Origin of the sequence: Vibrio frigidus, from assembly GCF_042465995.1 — a bacterium.
Classification (GTDB): domain Bacteria; phylum Pseudomonadota; class Gammaproteobacteria; order Enterobacterales; family Vibrionaceae; genus Vibrio.
Genome location: NZ_JBCDMC010000012.1, coordinates 59050 through 74355, shown reverse-complemented (window position 1 = coordinate 74355; position 15306 = coordinate 59050). Strand labels below are relative to the sequence as shown.

Genomic DNA, 15306 nt, shown 5'->3' with positions numbered 1-15306 from the left:
TATTCTTCAACATTAAATAAGGTATATGTATGAAAAAAATAATTTGCAAGCAAGTAAGAATGCTATCTGAAGATGAACTTAAACATGTTATTGGCGGTGGAAATACATCTAATAGCATTCAAACAGCAATCAGTGGTGACCGAGGTTGTGGTGCAGGTGCTTCTGACGAACATAAAAATAAGGATAATAATCCGTACTCTGGTAACAATAACTATAAAGGTGGTTGTGGTTCAGGTGGTTCAGGTGGCTCAGGTGGTAGTAGGGTCATCTGTACCCATTTCTATAAAAAAGGTATGATGGACAGAGCATTATGGAAAGCAGACCTAAAATATACTCAGGAACATTTATCTTCAATTACTGTTCGAGGATATCATTTCTGGGCAATTCCATACGTTGAATTGATGCGTAAAAATAGCTTATTAGAAAAGATCATGTTCCCTATAGCCAAATATCGAGCTATTGAACTTGCATATCAAATGAAAGTTATTGATAAAGGATCACTACGCGGAAAATTAATAAGGTTAATCGTTGAACCTAGTTGTTATATTATAGGCCTATTTTGTGAACAAAAAAACTGGGAGCCCCTTTGGATTAAACAGTAATAATTTCAATGGTATTCATTATTACATAGGTAAGTAATTGTCTTTATGTCCGTAAATATAATTCAATTTCAAATTTTACGGACATAACCTGAATTTACATTCCAGTAAAAATAAGTATATATTCTATGTATTTCAATTTAAATCGGTTCAGATAAAACTCAGGAATTCGTTTTGTAATACATACTTTTCTCGTAGAAAAATTGTTGTTTTTCACGTTTTATTGAAACATAAAAGGAGTGCCAAAAATGATATTTCATAAAGCTTATAAAACGGGTGATTTTGAAATCAATGACACCGACTTGAACATCAGAAAAAAGAACTACACTTTGCATAGAATTATTCAGGTAGAGGCACGAAAATTGGGTTTAAGAGGTAACCTAATCAATGTCATCTGCTTGGCCTTAGTGTTATCCGCAGTCACATGGGCGTTTGTGCCTCAGTTTGGCTTCATCGCATTTATTGTTGCGCTGTTTTTTAGTCTGTTTTCATGGCGGAATTACGAACTACGAGCGTTGTTTAGAGGTACAGATGAAGCGGGAGATTATTGGGTTTGCCTTGCTAGTTGCCGCACAGCGCAAGAGTTCGATGTCATCAAGTCCATACGAGAAGAGTTAACTCACCTGTTAAATCTAAATTAGTCAATAATCACTCAACAAAGATTGTTTTGAATATTGGAAGGAGAGTAGATAAACCGATACGGCAAATACATTAAGATGGCGTAGACAAAAAGTTCGCGGAATTCTTTATGAAGACGATGCCCTAGTAGAAACGAATCCTCTTTGTACACAATTTATTACTAGTATGCCTAACCCACACACCATTAGGAGTGGATTTATGAGCAACGTCACTATAGTAAATCAATGATATTCCGAAAACCCGACCAAGCGACAGACTCTCAACTTACTGATAACACCTTAATAACGAGAAAAAATAATTACCTTTTAGATAAAATTGTACAAAGAGACGCAAGAAAACTAGGGCTAAAACACAATATCGTTAATATATTCTCTTTATTTTTACTGCTTTCATCTGCCACTTTGGCATTTATTCCTCAGGTTGACTCCATTACTTTTGTTGTCATTTTTGCTATTAGTTTATTATTTTTCAGTCAATACAAGCTGCGAGCGATGGTTAGCGCCGCGGAAGAAAATGGCGATAGTCTAACTCACAATCAATCTTCACAGAAATTTTTGGTGATAAAATCCATTCAATTACAATTAGTCCATCGGCTTAAAACACACAAAGAAAAACTGTAATATTCATGCTGATTACAAACTTACTTAGTTTGGTATAGGCATAAAAAAGCGGGTGACTCTATTGAATCACCCGCTTTAAGTAAGTCTTAACACTGAGTATCAACGGTTGTAGACAGTTGATGCCTAACTACACGTTTTTATAGGAATCACTTCTGAACCTTTCTCAACACCACTTTCAGCGCTTCAAAATCAGCATCCAACTCTTCCGATAGGTTTTCCATCACAGCATGCTTGGCAAGCGGTGCGGGGACGTCAATATCGGTTCCTAGAATATCGTCCACCACTTCTTTGAACTTAGCAGGGTGAGCGGTACACAAGAATAGGCCTGTTTCACCTTCTTGAAGCTGTTCATTTAAGCTTCGGTAAGCGATAGCACCATGTGGTTCACATAGGTAACCAAGATCGTTCAACTCTTTTACGGATTCTGCGCTCTGCTCGTCCGTTACCACACCTTTACCTAGTGTATCCAAGCCCCAGCCTTTAATGCGGCATAGCTCTTCAATACGAGGCCAGTTATTGGGCTGGCTGACATCCATTGCATTAGACGTGGTGGCAATCGTTGGTTTAGGATCCCATTTACCTGTTTCTAGGTAACGAGGCACCGTATCATTCACGTTTGTTGTTGCAATAAAGCGTTTAACAGGTAAACCCAATGCTTTCGCTAGCAATCCAGCGGTTAGGTTACCGAAGTTACCGCTAGGAACAGAGATAACGAGGTTTTCTCGTTCAGCTTTCGTCATCTGAGCGGCCGCTTCAAAGTAGTAACAGATCTGGGCCATTAAGCGGCTAATGTTGATTGAGTTAGCCGAATTTAGGCCAATCTCTTCACGCAGGGCTTGATTATCAAATGCTTGTTTAACCAAGGACTGACACGCATCGAAATCACTGTTGATTGAAACCGTGTGAATATTTTTACCTAAAGTACAGAAAAGCTGCTCTTGTAGGCGGCTGATCTTTCCTTTCGGATAAAGAATCACAACGTTGATATCTTCCATGCCATAAAAGGCATGGGCTACAGCAGCGCCAGTATCGCCAGATGTTGCGGTCAGGATAGTAATTTTACCACCATCCGTTACGGCAACGAGTGACTGAGCCATAAAGCGGCCACCGAAGTCTTTAAACGCCAAGGTTGGTCCGTGGAATAGCTCAAGCGCGTAAACGCCGTCTTTAACACTTCTGATTGGTGCCGGAAATTGAAAAGCATTTCCAACGAGTTCAAGCACCTGTTCTTCACTCAGTTCGTCACCAATAAGTGCGGATAAAATCTTACCACTGCGGGAGATAAAGTCTTCTGCTAGCAGTGCATCCACATCATCAAACTTTGGCAGTTCAGATGGGAAGAATAGACCTTGATTGCGGCCTAACCCTTGGCGTACAGCTTGCCCAAAGGATACTTGTTCGTCATTTTCTTTGATGTTATACAGCTTCATAGCTCACTTCCTGTCACGCTCGAACCCTGTTTATCTAAACGACAAACGTGAACGAATCCTTCTTCATTTTGGATATAATTTTGTTCTAACCAGCGAGCAACTCGCTCAGCGACATCTTTTTCTTTGCAAATACTAAATAGTGTCGGGCCTGACCCCGAAATTCCAGTCGCGAGTGCACCTGCAGACATTGCATATTTACGCGCATCAGAAAAACCCGGTAATAGTTTCTCACGATATGGTTCTGCGATCACGTCTTTGATCATCTTCGCCGCGAGTTCAGGTTGCCCAGAATGACAAGCATGAATAAACCCAGCTAAATGACGACCGTGAGCAATGACATCTTGACGGCGGTATTGCGATGGTAATATCTCTCGCGCGTCTGCTGTAGACACGGTAATACCTGGATAGGCCATAACCCAATACCATTCATCAAAACAGGGCACTTCTTGACTGATAGTGCCGAGCTCTTCTAGCATCAATTGCAAACCACCTAGGTAGCACGGCGCGACGTTATCGTAATGGATACCACCAGAGATTTTGCCTTCCATCTCCCCCATTAGAGCAAGTAGTTCTGTTTCATTCAACGGCTGACCGTGGAAACGATTAAGTGCGTCAAGAGCAGCAGTGATAGAGCAAGCACTTGAACCTAACCCCGAACCAATAGGCATATTCTTCTCAAGCGTCATCTCTAGAGGCTTAAGTTCAATCTCTTTCTTATCTAATTCACGAGCAAAAACCACCCAACAATCATAAACAATGTTCTCTTTAGGATTGGCAGGTAATTTTGCAACAAAACTACCTGATGTTTTTAACTCAAACGGAGAATTACCCGCTTTCACCAACACGCGGTCACCAAGAAGCGTACCATCAATTGGAGATACTGCAGCCCCTAAAACATCAAAACCGACGCTTACATTACCGATAGAGGCAGGCGCATAAACGACAACAGCCATATCACTTGAATTCATCAGTTATACTCCTAGTTTCCAGCCTAATGTACGCATTACATCTGCAAATACGCCCGCTGCAGTGACTTCAGCGCCAGCACCGTAACCACGTAGTACGAGTGGAATAGGTTGATAATAACGGCTATAAAATGCCAGAGCATTCTCCCCGTCTTTCACCTTATTCATCGGGTCATTTCCATCAACAGCGACAATTCGTACTCGACATTTGCCTTCATCGATTTCACCGACATAACGAAGTACTTTGCCTTCTTGTGCCGCTTTCTCGACTAAACCAGCGAAATAAGCATCCGCTTCTGGTAAACGAGCCATAAAGTCATCCACAGAACCTGTGTCATCAAAACCCGGTGGCAATGCCTGTTCAACAACAACATCGTCCAGTTCTAATTCCATTCCTGCTTCACGAGCAAGAATAAGCAGTTTTCTAGCGACATCCATACCCGATAGATCGTCTCGAGGATCAGGCTCAGTAAATCCATTCTCTTTTGCAATGTTGGTTGCTTGGCTAAGCGTCAAACCTTCATCCAATTTACCAAAGATAAAAGACAGAGAACCGGACAGAATACCGTTGAACTTGTCTAACTCATCACCCGCAGAGATCAAGTTTTGAAGGTTTTCAATAACAGGAAGACCTGCACCTACCGTTGTTTCATACAATAGCTTACGACGAGAGCTGCGAGCAACCTGACGCAACTGATGATAATACGCCATGCTTGCCGTATTGGCTTTTTTGTTCGGAGTAACAACGTGAAATCCAGCCGCTAGAAAATCAGCATACTGCTCTGCTATTCCTTCGCTAGAGGTACAGTCCACCAACACGGGATTAATAATATGATTTCGTTGTACCGTAGAGATAAGCGCAGCTAATGAGAACTCTTCAGAAACATGCTCCATACGGTCACGCCAATCACCTAAAGGTAATCCTTTCGCATCAAGTAAGACACCTTTGCTATTTGCAAGACCACAAACGCGAATAACAATACCCTTTTGCGCCAATTTTGCTTGTTGACGTTGTACCTGATCGACCAGTTCAGCACCCACACCACCCACACCAACGATAAATAGATCGAGGAAATGCTTAGAGTTGAAGAAGTTCTCGTGACAAGCTTTGATAGATTCAGACACTTTGTTTTCAGGAATCACTGCAGAGATAGCTCTCTCAGACGAGCCCTGAGCAATAGCAACGATATTAACGTTCACTTCTGCAAGTGATGAGAAGAATTGTGATGCCACACCTTTCGATGTGCGCATACCATCACCAACTAAGGTAACAATCGCTACATCGTCAATAAATTCGACTGGTTCTAATAGACTATCTTTTAGTTCAAGTTCAAAGGCATCATGCAAGGCTTGTTCAGCTCGTTGCTTATCGAGCGCTTCAATACAGAAACTAATGCTGTATTCCGATGAAGATTGAGTAATCAATACAATCGAAACACCTGATGAGGACATCGCACCGAATACACGACTAGCCATTCCTACCATGCCCTTCATTCCTGGGCCTGATACATTTACCATGGTCAGTTTGTTTAGTGTTGTAATACCTTTAATTGCAAGGTTATCTTCGCCAGTGTCTTGGCCAATTAACGTACCGGCACCTTGAGGGTTAAAGCTGTTCTTGATTAAGCAGGGAATATGGAACTGAGCGATAGGGGCAATGGTTTTAGGGTGAAGTACTGAAGCACCAAAGTAAGACAATTCCATCGCTTCTTGGTAACTAAGCGATTTAAGCAACCTCGCATCGTCAACTAGGCGTGGATCGCAATTGTAAACGCCGTCAACATCTGTCCAGATTTCACAGCAATCCGCTCTCAAACAAGCAGCAAGAACCGCAGCGGAGTAATCCGAACCATTACGGCCAAGGGTGACAAGTTCACCTTTTTTATTACCCGCGGTAAAACCAGGCATGATATTCACGTGACCAACTGGTAATGGCTCTTTTTTGAAGTTTAACGTTGAAACTTCAACATCAACCATCGCTTCTAGGTGATCACCTTTAGCAAACAAAAATTTGACAGGATCGATAAGACTTGCGGCTTGACCTTTCGCTTCCAATACGGCCTGCATCAGTTTAATCGAGATCCTCTCTCCTTTACTGATGATTCGAGCGTTCGCGTTATTTGGGCACATACCTAGCAACGCAATACCATGGACGAACTGGCGTAGTTGTAGCATAGATACATTAACTTGCTCATCAAATGCTGCACTGTCTACATTTGGCAATATCGCTTTTATCTCTGTAAATAGTTGAGCAAAAGAGTTCTCTAACTCTGCAATTTGCAGATCCGCATCACCGTTTCGAAGTGCGCCTTCAATAACAGCAACCAATTTATTTGTTGTTTTCCCTGGTGCGGATAAAACCACCGCTACCTCTTCTTGTTGAGCATTGTTTGCAATAATGTCTGCCGCTCTTAAAAAACGGTCAGCATCTGCTAACGATGATCCACCAAACTTGAGAACTCGCATCCCTACCTCCAGTATGTTTAAAACTTGTATAAAAAAAGGCCTGTATCTTCTTGGATACAGGCCTTTTTTTGAAATTTCTTTCGTTTAGCAGCCTGCCCCAACGTTGGTAATGTCGGTAATAATGGTTATGGTCATTATTGTGTGGCGTACTGTCTGCATAATTATGTATTTACATTCGTGTTTTGTGTCTTCTTACCCATACATTTACCGATTTTCACTCATAGAGTCAATTTAAAGTTCAATTTTTTTTCGCTCTGCCTCTTATTTTCGACAAAAGACCATTTTTGAGACTCACTTATTAACTGATTGTTTTTCAAATAAATAGCACGGCATACCAATATCTAAATAACCAAAACAGCTATATAAAGAACAAAATGGAAGGATCCGCTTTTCTGATTTTGTGTTTTAATTAAAGTTACTGATAATCAAAGTCAGAACAAAAATCGATCAATCATAATAATAATAGCAATTAGCAGGGAGGCGAAAATGAAGACAACACTATTCATATGTGTCGGCCTTTCTGTTTTTTCGGCACACGCCTTTGCGGTTACATTACCAAACCTTCCAACTCAAAGTGAAGGTTCTCCTCATAAACTGTTTTTGTCTAGTCAAACAGAATCCAATAATGAATTCGACTCTTGGAAGATAGATAGTGGTTATGCTTATTCTTTGTTTGACTCTGTCGATCTTTATATAGGGGCACGTTTAGACAACTCTTCCGAGCTGCATAGTGAGAATGGTTTTCTAAGTGGGGTCAGTTATACCTTTAACGAAAGACTATCGCTTAAAAGTACAATTCATACTACAAAAGAGTTTCTTGAAGATGGGACTGAAGAAAGTACAGTGTCCGCCGAAGTCACCAGCCTAATGAAAATATCAGATAATGTAGACTTGCATGCCACTTTCGATTATGAACAGTGGCAGCAAGGTGTTGAAGTGGGTTTAGGTTTCCGCTTTTAGAATTCGAGCAAATTATTTGACAACAATGTGCCATTCCAATCTGCGTAAACATAATCGCCAGGGTGAACCATCTGACGGTTCATGGTTAGGCATACATTTACCTCACCAGCGCCTTTCTTTTCCGTTTTAAATGGACATGCTGCTAAGGCTTTAATACCGATGTCAAGTTCCGACATAACAGCAACATCTCGTATTGCTCCATTAACAATGACCCCCTCCCAACCATTCTCAATAGCTAAAATAGCAAGTTGGTCACCTAATAGTGCTTTCTTAAGGGAACCATTCCCATCGACAAAAAGAACTTTACCTTTTCCATCTTGTTCCAAAACTTCTCTCACTTTAGAGTTGTCATGGAAGCAGCGTACGGTGACAACTTGACCAAAGAAAGCATAGCGCTGACCAAAGTTTTGTAGTGGCAGGTCAAGCAATGTTACTTGATCCTCGTACTTATCACATATATCTGGAAGTATATCGTTCATTTTTCCTCCTTGATTTACACAGTCTCTCGAAACACAGATCAACTGTGATTGATTTTAAATTCTGTTCTACTTATTCATTGCTAATGAATATCTGCTATTGATATTTTTGTAAGACGATCTTCTGAGAGGAGCCACGTATCATCTCGAGACGTTATTTTCTAAGCAGGATATGAAATAGAGCTGATCATTTTCCACGAACTATATGGCATTATGGTGAACAGCATTTCGAGCTCTATCATTAATTCTGAGGCATTTTTACAGCACAAATTTCTTCAAACCATGCTCTTTTTAAATCACCATCCAACATTTTGCAATAACTAAAATCACCCAAATCTCTCTTGATAGCCTCATTTACCCTATCAATTTCATCTTTTGACCCTACACAAATGTTCGGATTTCATGCGGTATTGATGGAAAACTGAGGCAGATTTAACTCGCTGTTAATAAAGAAATAAACATCCTTATAAATACTCTACAATTTTGAATTTTTACCCACGCTTGCTTCCTTGACATAAAACTCAATAAATAGAGCAAATGTTATGTTATATCTATTGATGTAAATCAACAAAGTGAAAAGAATTAACAAACTGTTATTGTTGCGATACGTTTAAGATAATAAAATCCATCGCAAATATAGCAAAAATGTAAATAAGCATACTCGATTATGTGTTTACCTCTAAAAATAGGTTATTTCCAGGGACTGGCGTACCTAGTTAAAGTGTTTTTTAACGGTTTTTGTTGCAAGTTGTCGCAAAGATTTTACCCATATGTTACTTTTTGCTTAGAATTATTTAAAATATACACAAAATCTTTACAATTTAGGTGTCGCCAATGCAAACCCCGCAAATACTCATTGTTGAAGATGAGCAAGTTACTCGTAACACGCTAAAAAGTATTTTTGAAGCTGAGGGATATACCGTATTCGAAGCAAGTGATGGTGAAGAAATGCATCATGTACTTGCTGATAACCAAGTTAATTTGGTTATCATGGATATCAACCTCCCTGGCAAGAATGGACTACTTTTAGCTCGTGAACTTAGAGAGCAAGCAAATGTTGCTCTTATGTTTTTAACTGGTCGTGATAATGAAGTTGATAAGATCTTGGGCTTAGAAATAGGTGCCGATGACTACATCACCAAACCATTCAACCCACGTGAACTTACTATTAGAGCTCGCAACCTCTTGACTCGCTCAATGAACGATAATACCGTCTCTGAAGAGAAAAGAAGTGTTGAAAAGTATGAATTTAATGGCTGGATATTAGATATAAATAGCCGTTCTTTAGTCAGCCCATTGGGTGACGGCTATAAGCTACCTCGTTCAGAGTTTAGAGCACTGCTTCATTTTTGTGAGAATCCAGGGAAAATCCAGACTCGAGCGGATCTTCTCAAGAAAATGACTGGACGCGAGCTTAAGCCACATGACCGTACGGTTGATGTCACTATTCGTCGTATCCGTAAACATTTTGAATCAATCACAGATACACCAGAAATCATCGCTACGATCCACGGTGAAGGGTATCGTTTTTGTGGTGACTTAGAAGAGTAAAAAATTCGCTTTCGGCGATAGGCACTATAAATTAGTCGCCTATCACCTTAAGCTTAATTACGGTAATCCGATTCAACGGCTATTGCTTATCTTGTCCCGCTAACCATGTTCTCAAGATCTTAATGTCATTTTGGTATTCATTTTTAATCTCATCAACCCAGTCTGCAATATTCTCCCACCATGCTGGCATTTCTGGTGACTGAGCTTTTTGTGCAACCTTTTGAATATGCATTAATCCTATAGATCCTGCTGCACCCTTTATTTTATGTGCTTCCGATACAATTCCGTCTTGATCTTGCGCCACCATATTAGAGTCTAAGATCTCTAAGTAGCCCGGCAACATCTCTTCAAACATTTTTATACTGTCTAACACTGGCTGCGTACCAACGATATCCACATAGGATTCGAGCATTTCAATATCTAAAAGCGTCGAAGAAACATCTGGACTTGATATTTTTTCTTGTTCTTTTAGTTGCTCCCCACTTTTTTTAGGTTCATCTGCAATACACCATTTTTCAATGACCCTTTGAATCGCTTTTACAGAGAGGGGTTTACTAAGTGCATCATCCATTCCTTTTTCGATATAGTCTTTTTTGTCTTTCATTACATTCGCGGTCAATGCGACTAACGGAGGCAACTCTGTAAATTGTTCACGATAATATTGTGCGACATCAAAACCCGTCATATCTGGCAACTGAATATCCAGCAAAACTAAATCATATTTGTCCGGGGAGAACTGTGCGATGGCGTCCTCCCCATCCATTGCGATATCAACAGAGTGACCCAAACTTTCCAACAAAGATTTAGCAACCGTAATATTCAGTTGAATATCTTCTATCATGAAAATACGAATCGCTCTTTGTTGCTTCGGCTTGTTCTTCACTTCAGTGACCGCTTTAACAACCGGTACGCGGATATTTAGGGTAAAGGTGCTTCCAAACCCTTCTTCACTACTGACAAGGATATCTCCGCCCATCATTTTGACTAATTGCTTGGAGACAGCGAGCCCAATCCCAGTTCCTACTGCATGTAAATTATCCTTACCCGATTTCACTTGATAATACATCGCAAAGATTTTATCGAGTTCTTTTTCAGGTATACCAATGCCCGTATCTTCTACTTCAAATACAATATCAGCCATGCCATCTTCAACATCAACGCCGACACTCATTACCACACCACCCTCTTTGGTAAACTTGGTGGCGTTTCCAATTAAATTCCAAAGCACCTGACGTAGACGGGTCGCATCGGCTTCGATAAAACTAGGAAAGTTGGTCAGTCGCTCTAGATCGAATCGCAAACCTTTTTGTTCGGCCATCAACGCCGAAATACTCTCCATCTCTGAAACAAAATCTTCTAGGTTGATCGCCTTTGGCAATAATTCTAGTTTTCGACGATCAAATTTGTCCATATCGATAATATCGTTAAAAATATTGCCCAAGGTAATAGCACTGACATTGATGGTCTGCATATGTTGGCGCTGTTCTTCCGAAAGTGAAGTATCTAGCAGCATTCGACTTAAGCCAACAATGCCATTAAGAGGGGTTCTTAATTCATGACTCACGGTAGAGACAAAGGTGGTTTTATCTCTACTCGCCTTTTCTAAAGCATCTTGATACTTCTTACGCTCCGTGATGTCTCGTCCAAAGCCAACCAATCCTAGGTGACGGCCTTCTTTGTTATAAAATGGTACCTTACGAAGCTCAAAATATACTTTTTTTCCATCTGGATATTCCAGCCACTGTTCATAAGTGATCTCTTCATTATTACGAAAAACCAACTCATCCGTGGTGACGACTTCCTGCGCAATTTCTTTGCTGTAAACATCCCAAGGAGTCAAACCAACTAACTCTTGTTCTGAACGGCCCGTGAGTTCTTCAACCGCACGGTTACATCCAGAAAAAATGCCATCTGCATTTCGGTAATAAATAAGGTCTGGTGATGTATCGATAAAGGACCGAAGTAATGTTGTCCGTTCAGCAAGCTCTAATTGCGTTTTCTCTCTCTGATAAACTTCATTCTCAAGATCATTGATAGCATCTTGTCGAGCTTCTTCCGCTTTTTGTCTCTCTTCTATCTCTTGATTGAGCTTAATTATATTCAGTTGTAGTTGATTGTTCAGTTCTTTGTCTCGTGAGCGCATTTCTTTTAACTTAGAAACCAACTTAGAGAGTCTCTGTCGAGATTCTTCTAACTGATCAACCACAACAGACAAAAAGTACACAGCCCATGGGGTAATAAGAAGACCAAAGAAAACAGAGCGAATAATATCAATATCATCAACATTCCCTTGCAGGCCTAATGTGATACCAACCTGAACGAAAACCGCAAGAGCAACGAGCGCAAGGGCGAGAAGAATCGAAAACCGAAGAATGCCCAGCTTAACGAGAAGATCAACATAATACTGAGCTAAGCTTTTGATTGGTTTCATTTATTACTCCGAGAAAAAGAAGATACGCTATTCTATCCATTAGAAAGCAACTTGTAAGTACTATCTATCACTTTTTACCACTAATCTTGATGATATCGGGTCTGGTTTCGACCCTGTTTTTTCGCTGAATAAAGGGCTTGATCTGCATAGCCCACTAATCTCTTGGGCTCATCGTTGCTAGTCGGTGTTACTGATACAACACCAATACTCAATGTAATTCGATCGCTCACTGACGAGAACTCATGCTTAATGTTTAGATCCTTAATTACATCATGAATCTTTCTTGCCAATACTTGCGCACCGTTGTAATTGGTATTGGGAATAACGAAGCCAAATTCTTCGCCACCATACCTTGCTACACAATCCGATGAACGTGTCAGGACCTGTTGAAATGATTGCGCTACTAGCCTTAACGTTTCATCACCTTTTTGATGCCCATAGTTATCATTAAAGTCTTTAAAGAAATCGATATCGCACAACATCACTGTGAGTGACATTTTTTGTCTTTTATGGATATTCAAAATTGTATCAAGTTGTTCGTCAAAGCTTCTTCTATTCGCTATCTGCGTTAAGCCATCCAAAAAGCTTAGCCTTTCTAATTCATGATTCATTTCTTCTAGCTGTATTTCCACTAGGCAACTATCGGTCACATCTCGAGTCATAAGCAATACACCATTCGCCCCAGAGTTGGGATCTTTATAAGGCGATTTTACAACGTCAAACCATCTTGGGTGGCCGTTATCATCAAATGTCTGCTCACGATATCTCAATGGTTTACCATCTTTGAGTACTTGCTCATCGGTGCGAGAGGCATCTTTGTCCATATTCTGAGGCAAAACATCTTCAATGCGTTTTCCCACTAACGTCGTGTAGTCAGAAATGCCCAGCATATCAGCAAAGGCTTGGTTACATGCTTCATACACTTTGTTTTCATTGAACAATGCAATACCGTCGGGTGAAGATTCTAACAAGGATTCTAAAATCGTATCTCTTTGTGCCAGAGCAATCTCTGTTCCCTTACGCTTTTCCATTTCATCACGTAGATCCTGCTGCATTTTAAACCAATCCGTTACATCATGGCTTATACCTAGGGAACCAAGAACCTCACCATCGCTCGATAATAGTGTCGATTGAGAAGTTTCCAGCAAGCAACCTCGACCTTCTGGATCTGTCGTCCAACGCCTTTGTGTACTTCTTCCTTGAAGGATTCCCTCGATATCGACATCGGATTCGTCAACTCTTCCTTTCCAAAACTTATCAAAGGCGTGGTTGGTATCGACAATATGACCGTCTTTATTCTTAATATAAATTAGCTCAGAGAGTGTATCGAGAGAGGTTCTAGCAATCCTTAAGGACGTTTTCACTTGTTCATTTTCTAAGCCAGAGTTTTGATGCAAAGTTGCATACAGCAACCAAGACGAGCGGTTATTGAAGCGAATTTTTCGTCCAGAAAAATCAATATTGATTGGAGGTCTATCTGAAGTGGTCCACGTCTGTTCAAGGCTTTGAAAGCTCTTGCCACTGACCGGTTTAAATGTTTTTAAAAAAGAGGCCTGTTCTAACCCTGATGGATATAGGTATTTTTCACCAATTTTTCTTATGCCTAGTTGTTGCATGGCACTTCGATTAGATAACAAAATGACACCGGACTCCCTATCAATCACCATTATTGCAATTGGCGTATTCTTATAAAAGGAGCTCATTTGATTTTGATACTTTCGCCTCTGCATAACGATGATAGAGAATGCTATTACGGCTACCAGCATTTCTATTCCTGCAAAGTAATTCCATTTTGCTATCTGATAAAACAGGTTGTCCATTTCGTATCGTGTTCATTTATAAATAATTGTTACGAATATATCAGTTTGTTCTGCTCTGTTCTTTAACTATCGGTGTTGAGTACACGAATGGAACATTTATCGAAGAGCCTTGCGCACCATCTTTATCCAATGCACGTCCGATTTCTGTCATCCCTAACCATCTATTTTCACACCAAAGTGGAGCAAGTAAGGTCGGACGGCGGGCGGCGGCAGAGACTCTGTGGTACACCACTTCTGGAGGCGTCATTCGAATGAGTTCACTGGCAACAGCAACGTATTCATCCATTTCTGGGGCTTCTAACCGACCTGCTTTCCACGCTTTGGCCATTGTACTCCCCTCGACGATATGCAGTGGGTGAAGTTTTATACCATCGGTACCCACTTCCAAAACCTTCTCCATCGTGTCTAGATAGTCGATTTTGGTCTCTTTTGGTAAACCGATGATGAGATGCGTACACACTTTTATACCCAATGCCCGAGCTTTTTTAGTGATATCTGCATAGCATTCGAAATCGTGCCCTCTATTTATACGTTTCAAGGTATCGTTATTTGCTGTTTGTAAACCCAACTCGAGCCAAATCTCGTAGCCTTGCTGAACATAATCAGACAGCAAATCTAATACCACATCAGGAACGCAATCTGGCCGAGTCCCCACACACAAACCAACCATATCCGCGAGTTTTAACGCTTCTTCATACATGTTTTTGAGGGTCTGAACTTCCGCATAGGTGCTTGTATAAGCTTGAAAGTAAGCGAGGTACCTTTTGGCTCTCTTTACCTCACCCGCTCGCTCTGCTAGCTGTTCTAAGATGCTCTGTTTCTGAGTTTTCTCATCAGAAAAAGAAGCCACATTACAATAAGTACAGCCACCTCGTCCTAGCGTTCCATCTCTATTAGGACAGCTAAAACCGCCATGTAACGTTAGTTTATGGACTTTCTCTCCATATCTATGTTGAAGGTCTTGACCAAGGGTATTAACTAATTCATGTAATTGCATCGATTCGAACTACCTATTTCTTGCTATTGACCTATATGTACTAACGGCCTAGAAACTTGTTTTAATGTGTTATCTCCATATGAACAACAAAAAAGGACTGAGTGCATATGAAAGAAAATTACATCATTGAAAAATAACGCCGCGAAATTATAGGCAGTGGTACAAAGTGATTCACTATCCCATATCAATAAAGCGATGCAGATTTCAATAAAAATGCACTATCTTCGCTTGAAATCGACATCTTTAGGTCATTTTTACTGTTTATTATTCATGTGTTTATTAAAAAAACAGAATCAAGCTCAACTTTTTGATGGAATTAAGCTACACAAAATTGTAGGATGGATGGATGTCT

The 15306-nt window shown here is 40.4% G+C and carries 12 protein-coding genes; 5 read left to right on the top strand and 7 right to left on the bottom strand.

The features are described from left to right. Positions 1 to 29: 29 nt before the first annotated feature. The 3 genes from AACW90_RS18825 to AACW90_RS18815 all read left to right on the top strand — a co-directional run bounded on the left by AACW90_RS18825 (position 30) and on the right by AACW90_RS18815 (position 1858). Entirely contained in the window at positions 30 to 602 is a 573-nt protein-coding gene (locus tag AACW90_RS18825) for a hypothetical protein (protein ID WP_390237553.1), read from the top strand. A gap of 245 nt (positions 603 to 847) precedes the next feature. Next, on the top strand, positions 848 to 1240 hold the full coding sequence (locus tag AACW90_RS18820; RefSeq protein WP_390237551.1) for a hypothetical protein: 393 nt from the start codon (positions 848 to 850) through the stop codon (positions 1238 to 1240). Positions 1241 to 1462: 222 nt separating this feature from the next. Then, complete coding sequence (locus AACW90_RS18815) at positions 1463 to 1858, top strand: hypothetical protein (RefSeq protein ID WP_390237548.1); 396 nt, start codon at positions 1463 to 1465, stop codon at positions 1856 to 1858. Positions 1859 to 2004: 146 nt separating this feature from the next. Here the strand turns inward: AACW90_RS18815 and thrC are convergent, their stop codons facing one another. The 3 genes from thrC to thrA are packed head-to-tail and all read right to left on the bottom strand — an operon-like array spanning position 2005 to position 6719. Further along, entirely contained in the window at positions 2005 to 3288 is a 1284-nt protein-coding gene (gene thrC / locus AACW90_RS18810) for a threonine synthase (protein ID WP_390237545.1), read from the bottom strand. Further along, the gene (gene thrB / locus AACW90_RS18805; protein WP_390237693.1) at positions 3285 to 4241 is read right to left on the bottom strand and encodes a homoserine kinase; all 957 of its coding nucleotides are present in this window, start codon (positions 4239 to 4241) and stop codon (positions 3285 to 3287) included. Before thrB ends, thrC begins: the two co-directional genes overlap by 4 nt. Positions 4242 to 4259: 18 nt before the next feature. Beyond that, positions 4260 to 6719: a bifunctional aspartate kinase/homoserine dehydrogenase I gene (gene thrA, locus AACW90_RS18800; RefSeq protein ID WP_390237542.1), complete on the bottom strand. Its 2460-nt coding sequence runs from the start codon at positions 6717 to 6719 to the stop codon at positions 4260 to 4262. Between the two features lie 486 nt (positions 6720 to 7205). Here thrA and AACW90_RS18795 point away from each other — a divergent pair, with 486 nt between their 5' ends. Then, positions 7206 to 7679 carry a ribonuclease regulator gene (locus tag AACW90_RS18795; protein ID WP_390237539.1) on the top strand — a complete coding sequence of 158 codons (474 nt, stop codon included), beginning with the start codon at positions 7206 to 7208 and terminating at the stop codon, positions 7677 to 7679. Here the strand turns inward: AACW90_RS18795 and AACW90_RS18790 are convergent. Further along, complete coding sequence (locus AACW90_RS18790) at positions 7676 to 8158, bottom strand: putative 4-hydroxy-4-methyl-2-oxoglutarate aldolase (protein ID WP_390237537.1); 483 nt, start codon at positions 8156 to 8158, stop codon at positions 7676 to 7678. The genes AACW90_RS18795 and AACW90_RS18790 overlap by 4 nt on opposite strands. A gap of 831 nt (positions 8159 to 8989) precedes the next feature. Between AACW90_RS18790 and arcA the strand changes: the two genes are divergently transcribed. After that, entirely contained in the window at positions 8990 to 9706 is a 717-nt protein-coding gene (gene arcA / locus AACW90_RS18785; RefSeq protein ID WP_195702206.1) for a two-component system response regulator ArcA, read from the top strand. 79 nt (positions 9707 to 9785) lie between these two features. Here arcA and arcB read toward each other — a convergent pair whose 3' ends face one another. From arcB to mnmL, 3 genes are all read right to left on the bottom strand, one after another. After that, positions 9786 to 12137, bottom strand: coding sequence for an aerobic respiration two-component sensor histidine kinase ArcB (gene arcB / locus AACW90_RS18780; protein WP_390237532.1), 2352 nt, complete (start codon positions 12135 to 12137; stop codon positions 9786 to 9788). Positions 12138 to 12217: 80 nt separating this feature from the next. Beyond that, complete coding sequence (locus AACW90_RS18775; RefSeq protein WP_390237529.1) at positions 12218 to 13957, bottom strand: sensor domain-containing diguanylate cyclase; 1740 nt, start codon at positions 13955 to 13957, stop codon at positions 12218 to 12220. A 40-nt stretch (positions 13958 to 13997) separates the two neighbouring features. Further along, positions 13998 to 14954, bottom strand: a complete 957-nt coding sequence (mnmL, locus tag AACW90_RS18770; RefSeq protein WP_390237525.1) for a tRNA modification radical SAM protein MnmL/YtqA — start codon at positions 14952 to 14954, stop codon at positions 13998 to 14000. Positions 14955 to 15306 lie beyond the last annotated feature (352 nt).

Coding starts and splice junctions, on each gene's coding strand:
- AACW90_RS18825 (WP_390237553.1), top strand. CDS start 30: ATGAAAAAAATAATTTGCAAGCAAGTAAGAATGCTATCTGAAGATGAA.
- AACW90_RS18820 (WP_390237551.1), top strand. CDS start 848: ATGATATTTCATAAAGCTTATAAAACGGGTGATTTTGAAATCAATGAC.
- AACW90_RS18815 (WP_390237548.1), top strand. CDS start 1,463: ATGATATTCCGAAAACCCGACCAAGCGACAGACTCTCAACTTACTGAT.
- thrC (WP_390237545.1), bottom strand. CDS start 3,288: ATGAAGCTGTATAACATCAAAGAAAATGACGAACAAGTATCCTTTGGG.
- thrB (WP_390237693.1), bottom strand. CDS start 4,241: ATGGCTGTTGTCGTTTATGCGCCTGCCTCTATCGGTAATGTAAGCGTC.
- thrA (WP_390237542.1), bottom strand. CDS start 6,719: ATGCGAGTTCTCAAGTTTGGTGGATCATCGTTAGCAGATGCTGACCGT.
- AACW90_RS18795 (WP_390237539.1), top strand. CDS start 7,206: ATGAAGACAACACTATTCATATGTGTCGGCCTTTCTGTTTTTTCGGCA.
- AACW90_RS18790 (WP_390237537.1), bottom strand. CDS start 8,158: ATGAACGATATACTTCCAGATATATGTGATAAGTACGAGGATCAAGTA.
- arcA (WP_195702206.1), top strand. CDS start 8,990: ATGCAAACCCCGCAAATACTCATTGTTGAAGATGAGCAAGTTACTCGT.
- arcB (WP_390237532.1), bottom strand. CDS start 12,137: ATGAAACCAATCAAAAGCTTAGCTCAGTATTATGTTGATCTTCTCGTT.
- AACW90_RS18775 (WP_390237529.1), bottom strand. CDS start 13,957: ATGGACAACCTGTTTTATCAGATAGCAAAATGGAATTACTTTGCAGGA.
- mnmL (WP_390237525.1), bottom strand. CDS start 14,954: ATGCAATTACATGAATTAGTTAATACCCTTGGTCAAGACCTTCAACAT.